7 protein-coding genes are annotated in these 5,228 nt (G+C 40.9%); 3 read left to right on the forward strand and 4 right to left on the reverse strand.

What is annotated here, in order from left to right; genetic code table 11:
- The 3 genes from ACGF63_RS22275 to ACGF63_RS22285 form a co-directional block, all read right to left on the reverse strand.
- Nucleotides 1-575, reverse strand: a 575-nt coding sequence (locus tag ACGF63_RS22275) for a hypothetical protein (protein ID WP_387633265.1), incomplete at its 3' end; no start/stop codon positions are given.
- 20 nt (nt 576-595) lie between these two features.
- Complete coding sequence (locus ACGF63_RS22280) at nt 596-1,330, reverse strand: hypothetical protein (RefSeq protein WP_152961610.1); 735 nt, start codon at nt 1,328-1,330, stop codon at nt 596-598.
- Between the two features lie 2 nt (nt 1,331-1,332).
- Nucleotides 1,333-3,213, reverse strand: a complete 1,881-nt coding sequence (locus ACGF63_RS22285) for a lipase family protein (RefSeq protein WP_152961609.1) — start codon at nt 3,211-3,213, stop codon at nt 1,333-1,335.
- A gap of 824 nt (nt 3,214-4,037) precedes the next feature.
- Between ACGF63_RS22285 and ACGF63_RS22290 the strand changes: the two genes are divergently transcribed.
- From ACGF63_RS22290 to ACGF63_RS22300, 3 genes are all read left to right on the forward strand, one after another.
- On the forward strand, nt 4,038-4,211 hold the full coding sequence (locus tag ACGF63_RS22290; RefSeq protein ID WP_387633270.1) for a type II toxin-antitoxin system RelE/ParE family toxin: 174 nt from the start codon (nt 4,038-4,040) through the stop codon (nt 4,209-4,211).
- Nucleotides 4,212-4,371: 160 nt separating this feature from the next.
- A complete protein-coding gene (locus tag ACGF63_RS22295; protein ID WP_387633268.1) occupies nt 4,372-4,722 on the forward strand; it encodes a type II toxin-antitoxin system RelE/ParE family toxin in 351 nt (116 codons plus the stop codon).
- 2 nt (nt 4,723-4,724) lie between these two features.
- Complete coding sequence (locus ACGF63_RS22300; RefSeq protein ID WP_387633269.1) at nt 4,725-5,024, forward strand: helix-turn-helix domain-containing protein; 300 nt, start codon at nt 4,725-4,727, stop codon at nt 5,022-5,024.
- Nucleotides 5,025-5,079: 55 nt separating this feature from the next.
- On the opposite strand, the gene ACGF63_RS22305 is transcribed toward ACGF63_RS22300, so the two are convergent.
- Nucleotides 5,080-5,228 (reverse strand): transposase (locus ACGF63_RS22305; RefSeq protein ID WP_387633272.1); only part of this gene is annotated, 149 nt, incomplete at its 5' end.

Genomic DNA, 5,228 nt, shown 5'->3' on the forward strand with positions numbered 1-5,228 from the left:
GTTAATGTCAGTCGAAAGGAACGCATTTTTGATACTTCACCTTGTAAAAATATACGTTTCGGGAATCCCTCTACTAAGTCCAAAACAGGATAAATAACCGGGCTGAAATCAATGGTATTTAAGGCCGCGATTTCACTAATATTCGTCTGAACTGCGTCGTTGATAAAGGCAGTTAAACCTGTTCCTGAATACGGGACAGCATCTTTTACTAGATGACGGACATCGGTATAACTGACCGACACAAAGGCCCGGTCAATTTTCCATTTACATCGGCCACCACCATTGAAAGGTAATTTCGCCTGAAAATAACCAGTTTCCGGATCGGCCTTCACTGTCAAGCGTAATCCGTTATAAGTCGGTACCTTAAAAGGCGACATATTGGAATCCAAGCGATATTTAAGACAATCTTTTGAGATATACACAGCGGACACATGCGGTTCTGTGTATTTCGGCACCACTCCTTCTACCACAATCCATTGATTGTCTTTAGGAGGAGAAAGCGGCGCATTTGAGTCAGCACAGCCTGATATAAATATGACTGACAATATCAGTAAATACTTCTTTATATTTATCATGATCAGTTACCCAGATGAAATTACTTTATATACCGGTAATCGACTTCTTGGGTATCGGTTTCAATATGCCCATCTGGATACTTAACCCACTCCTTTTCCTTAGTCACCGTGATTTTCGGCATTTTGGTTTCATCCAACTTAGGTCTATAGGTAATTTTCCATTCCGCTCCCGGAATTAATTTCAATCGGAAGGGGCGCATGCCGAATTCACCTCGTGGAAATATTCTTTTTGGACGCCCATAGACTTCTTTCAAAACAGGATAAATAATGGGGCTATAATTTATGGTATTTAATGCTGTGGTTTCGCTAAGATACATCCGGGCCGCATCATTGATAAATATAGTTAAACCTGTTCCTTCTCCTCCTTTATACATAGTAGCGTCTTTAGCCAGATGACTAACATCGGTATAACCCACGCTCACAAAGACGCGGTTGATTTTCCATTTGCATCGATCTCCACCATCGAAAGGTAACTTCGTCTGAAAGTAACCGGTTAGTGGATCGGCTTTCACATCCAGACGCAATCCGTTATAGGTCGGGACCTTATAAGGTGACATATCGGCATGCAGCTGATATTCAAGACAATCTTTTGAGATATATTCTGCCGATACATACGGTTTCATGTACTTCGGTGCTACTCCTTCCACCATGATCCACTGACTATCTTTCGGCGGAGAAAGCGGTTCATTCGAGTCAGCGCAGCCTGATATGAATATGATTAACAATATCAGTACGTATTTTTTTATATTGTTCATGATCAGTTTTCCTCGATCCCAATAACGTTATCTGTATAGCGCGTTAAAGCCAACGATCCCTGTTTATCCTGTTGAGTACAAATCAACGCTTGTTTCAACTGGTGATCCATCTGTAAAAACAAGGTATCGCGTTGTCGAATATCCGCAACAATATCGGTCCTTTCATTCAGCGTTTTTTCAAATAATTGTTCCTTATCCCGGAAAAAATGGTATTTCTCAGGTGCAACTAATTCTGCCAATCGTGCGCCAATGTAGCGGGCATATTTCAGTGAACTGTGATCAGGGAAACCCAACGCATCTTTTAAGGTCGGGTTTTCATTCAACGGAAACCATTTGGCTTTATCTGCCTCACTGATCTGTTGAAAAAACCTTTTCTGAATATCTCCCGCATTTTTCAGATTATTTTCCGTTTCACTGTTTAATGACGGAATTAAATACAGTTTTGTTTTAGTGGGTAAGGTGGTTCTGAGCCGTACATGATTACTTGGGTTACGTTCTTCCAGCCATTCAATGACCAGATTGATTTTACAAAAGTGAACTATTTTTCCGTGATGCAAGTAAACTTCACCGCTGTCGGTAAAATCCAGCAATTCAACCGGGCTAAACAGATAGCCGAGTGGCCCCCAACAACGATACAACCAGTTATCCAGATTCTTTTCCGGGGGTACTGCGGGAACCGGATCATCTTCATTGACATGGCGGTAATGGGTGATATCTGCCAGTTCCCGTATCGCACTGACAGTTAACACTCGCGGCATTCCATAGCTGTAAAAACATGGATCATATTCTTTCAGTTGTGCACTGTGCAGTAATGCCAGTGCACCGCCTAAACTGTGACCACAAATAAATAACCTTTTGCTTGCGGCCAAGTCTAGAATATCGTCAAATACTGTTTTGATTTTATCACCGGGGACTGTTAGCTTTTCAACCAAGTTAAATGCTTCCCAAAATCCTCTATGCACTTTGCCACGGTGAATAAACTCGCTACACAGCGCTTTTTCATCACAATCTAATCCCAAAGGCTGGTACGTAGCATCAGTGATAGCATCCGTCGTATTGGTTGTGCCTCGCCAGCTGATAATCAAATCATGCTTACTAGAGACATAAAACAGCTGGGTATTACCCTGTTTATTATCCCCCGCTTTTGAATTAATAAACTCCACCTGAGTATAACGTTCACTAAACGGTACATCATAGACAATCGGTGTTGCCAACAATGCCTCCATTTTATCGGGCAGCTTTGAAACATCCACCATCTGTCGGTTAAAAAAGTGAGTTACAGAGCCTTCAACATCAATTTCACCACTCGCATAAGCTAGCACACTCATCAAACACTGGTTATACGCATTAACAATGGAATACTCTTTTTGATGATGTAACTGCAAAACCCAAGCCCGAAACGGACATACTTCCAGTACATATCGTCGATTTAACGGATGAACTTCATAGCCTTTTGGCTCCGGATTCGGGAAATGGTAGGGAGGAGGAATATCTTTGGAATTCCATCCCTTAACCACCGGCAAACCATCACTAATCTGCCCAATGGTCACATAGCGGTATTGATGGCCTTCCGCTTCTGCTTTCAGCTTCACCACCGACGCCGCTTCACCGCGTATTTCCCGCAACGGGCGCTGTTCCATTTCATCCGCCAACGATTGAGCGTGGATATACAAGGTCACCGGATAAGCTGTCAGGTCTTCTTCCCTGAGTACCCCGAAACCATCGGTTGCCCCCTGACGCACATAACCTGGGGTTCCGCGACTGATCAGGCGATAAGGCTGGTTGACCAGCGGCTTTCCCTGTTCATCCACCAACTGAAATTCCACCCAGTGTCTCAAATACTTCTTACAATCTAAACCCAGAAGCGGATCTAATATACCCATTGGTTTGGCTTCCTTCTTTTAACCTTACATATAAGCACTCGACCCAAACTTCCTGTGCTGAAAATCCCACAAGGTTTGTTCCGGCCGGTGATAAATAACCTTCATCACCAGAAAAGCGCCCATGCTTAGGAATTAAAATAATTTATTTCTTTACCCAAGAAATAAACCCGTAAAAATCCTACTATCACAGACAAACATCGCAGCTTATGCAGTGAGTAATAGTGAGTTGAACGACAGGAATACAGATAATGAATCCCAATCAATTAATCCCCGTGAATAAGGGGAACAGGATATGAAATTTCTTTTATACAGACCCTATGATGCAGCCTATTTAATAATCATTAAACAATCACAAAATGGCAAGAAAAATTTTCATTTAAAAAAAATAAATTTGTAATAAAGTGTTACAAACTGTAAAAAAGTATTACAAACTGAGTGCAGATTCAATTATCTCCAATCCAATAAAGTATAAAATGGATAGCAATAGTCCATTTTCTCAGAAAAATAATCCACGATATATAAAACAGTCTCAAGTTCATTTATATTCCCATCAACCATCATGAAAAGCATATAACAAATTGATTTTTAATTAAAAAAATATACTTATCACAATCTATCATGATAACTAATAACGCCTATCTATTTAGTCGTTTCATTAATAACTCATCCTTCATTAAATATCGGGAATAATAGTATTACTATTTTGCCCAATCGATTGTACTCCGCTGTTGACAGGTTTCCCGTTAGAAATAAAAATGTCTTTTTGATTCAATTGAGCCTGCTTACTATTGTAAAAACAATGTCAGCCTTCAAGAGAAGCAGTAATTCGCCAATTATTTGTTTATGTTTCTAGTAGGAATATGGCGAACATTGATGATCGCGAACTGGCTGGATTCAGGGAGCTGGCAAAACATTACACTGACCTTTCAGATGAAAAGATTACAACTATGATTAAGAACAAAGGACTGGTGGAGATTTGCATTGGTATCCGGGGATAAAATTAAGTGAAGAAACGGGTAACTATTTTACAGAAGCTATTGCAACATAAGTGCCCCACAGTTTTTTATGTTCTCATTCATATAAAATCGTGCGGCCACGGTTGAAATTATAGTGAATACGTTATATTCTTGATTATAACAAATAGGCTATGGAATCGATATGTGGGAAATCATAACGACAGAGTGCTTTGATGAGTGGTTCCTGGCTCAGGAAGATGCTCTAAGGGAGTCAGTCTATGAAGCTATGGGTGTATTGGAAAAGTTCGGCCCAAATCTTGGCAGATCATATGTTGATACATTGAGTGGTTCTGATTTCCCTAACATGAAGGAACTGCGTGTACAACATGCTGGTAATCCTATCAGAGCGTTTTTTGCGTTTGATCCTACTCGCCGCGCAATTATTTTGTGTGCTGGCGATAAAACGGGATTAAATGAGAAACGCTTCTATAAGGATATGATTCGGCTGGCTGATTCCGAGTACCGTAAACATCTTGCGAAACTGGAGAAATAATCATGGCTACTTACAGAGAACTATTGGCTAAAGAAAGTCCTGAAATGCAGGCAAGAGTCGCGGAACGGGTTGAAGAAGCCAGTATCCAGATCGCTCTTAGCCAACTGCGCGATGAGCTAAAAATTTCACAAACAGAATTGGCCGCGGTTATGGGGGTCAAACAGCCTTCCGTTGCTCGTATGGAACAAGCTGACAATGATCCAAGGCTATCAACACTTAAGCGCTATGTGAAAGCATTGGGCGGTGAATTAAGCCTTGATGTGACTCTTCCAACAGGTAAGCGCATAGCTTTCCACCTTTAAGGAAGAAAGTCCGCAAAGCGGGCTTTCTTCAGATTATTGACAAAGTGCTGTTTTTTTATCTGGTACTTTGTTTTAAATAGGTGATTAATGTTATTTCTTCTGCTTTCAGCTCATCGCACAAGGCCTGTGACAAATACCCTTTATCGCCATATAAACACCCTGTTAACCCTTGTACCAATGCTTTAACGGGATGACGATCATCTT

This window comes from Photorhabdus sp. RM322S (assembly GCF_042879395.1).
Lineage (GTDB): Bacteria > Pseudomonadota > Gammaproteobacteria > Enterobacterales > Enterobacteriaceae > Photorhabdus > Photorhabdus khanii.